The organism is Brachyspira catarrhinii (genome assembly GCF_005518285.1).
GTDB lineage: Bacteria > Spirochaetota > Brachyspiria > Brachyspirales > Brachyspiraceae > Brachyspira > Brachyspira catarrhinii.
Genome location: NZ_SJDU01000507.1, coordinates 1 through 1,374 on the forward strand (window position 1 = coordinate 1; position 1,374 = coordinate 1,374).

At 26.5% G+C, this 1,374-nt stretch carries 4 protein-coding genes; all 4 read right to left on the minus strand.

Annotation, left to right across the window (positions count from 1 at the left end):
* Positions 1-6: 6 nt before the first annotated feature.
* Positions 7-315 carry a DUF2213 domain-containing protein gene (locus EZH24_RS11900; RefSeq protein ID WP_161976167.1) on the minus strand — a complete coding sequence of 103 codons (309 nt, stop codon included), beginning with the start codon at positions 313-315 and terminating at the stop codon, positions 7-9.
* 146 nt (positions 316-461) lie between these two features.
* The gene (locus EZH24_RS11905) at positions 462-878 is read right to left on the minus strand and encodes a hypothetical protein (protein WP_137999291.1); all 417 of its coding nucleotides are present in this window, start codon (positions 876-878) and stop codon (positions 462-464) included.
* A 2-nt stretch (positions 879-880) separates the two neighbouring features.
* The gene (locus tag EZH24_RS14305; protein ID WP_161976168.1) at positions 881-1,036 is read right to left on the minus strand and encodes a hypothetical protein; all 156 of its coding nucleotides are present in this window, start codon (positions 1,034-1,036) and stop codon (positions 881-883) included.
* 12 nt (positions 1,037-1,048) lie between these two features.
* The gene (locus tag EZH24_RS11910) at positions 1,049-1,324 is read right to left on the minus strand and encodes a hypothetical protein (protein ID WP_137999292.1); all 276 of its coding nucleotides are present in this window, start codon (positions 1,322-1,324) and stop codon (positions 1,049-1,051) included.
* Between the last annotated feature and the right edge of the window lie 50 nt (positions 1,325-1,374).

Here is a 1,374-nt window from a genome sequence, read left to right on the forward strand (position 1 = left end):
TAATTTTTAGACTTCAGGGTCATATATTCTTGCTATGCCCCATACTTCTTTTATATCGGGTTTGATATATGCGGCAACTATATTTCCAACTACATGATTTTTATAGTTTTCGCCGTTTAACAATTTGCTGTCTGGGTGTTCTATTAAAACAGGTATTCCCACACAGGCTTTTAAGAACTTATTTGACAAAAATTCATCTTCTAATCTATTGATTTTATAAGTTACAGGATTATTTTCATCATCAAATACAACATCTCCATTTTCATCTTCTTTATATCTTTCAGTTATACCTGTCCCTGTAATTCTTAATTTCATATATAAACTCTCCTCGTATATTTGAGGAGATTTGAGACTTCCTTCGATTAGTCCTTGTATCATTTCTCTATAAGCGATTGTACTCATAAAAAAATAATACAATGATGAATGAAAAAAGATTTATACTATAGTTAGTTTATCGTTATTTATTCGTTATTGAGCCTTAATTTATCCTTTTTAGCATCGTTTTGTCCGTCAAGAAAAGCACATATTCTTTCTATACGCTCTTCCTTTTTTTCTTGATTATAAGTAATAATATCGCTGTATAAAAACCATTTGAGATGAGACGCCGAAGTTCCTAATTTTTCGGCGGCTTCTTTGATACTTGAAGAATAATACCCTATTTTGTAAAAAGTTTCCTTAGATATTCCGTAAAAAAAACTTCTAGCATTTTTTCTTATATTCTTTTTTTTAGGAAACCTTATACATTTATTAGATTTATAAGGCTTATGTTTTTTTGTTTTTATTTCTGCTAAACTGCTATTTTGTATACATTTAGCGAGTAAACAAGTATTATTTTCAGCAAATAAGCAATTTTTATAACAATGTTTAGTTTTTTCCATAATTATTTATTATTTTCAATTATTTTTTCTAATTCTTCATATTTCCATATTTTTCTTTTCCCTATAGAGCTATAATTAAGTTCAAAATACTTATTTTCTATTTTTATTCTTGGTTCTATACAATTCAACTTTTCTAATAACTCTTTATCTAATCCCATATTACCCCCTAATTATAAATAGTCTTTTCTTATTTTCAAATAAGTAAATATTTCTTCAGCATTACGCATAACAAATGCCTCATCATCTTCTTTAAGAAACAAGTACATTCTATCAATATAAACTGTATACTCTTTGTCGAACTTAAAAGATATACTTCCATTCTTTCGGACAATATCTTTTACAGAAGAAAATACTCTTTTTAATTTACACTCAAACTCATAAAAAAACATGTTATTATATGATTCTATACAGCCAAAAAAACTATTTAATTTTTCAAAGTCCCACATATTATAAAACTCCTTATTCTATCTAGGATATTTTAATATTTTATCTAACT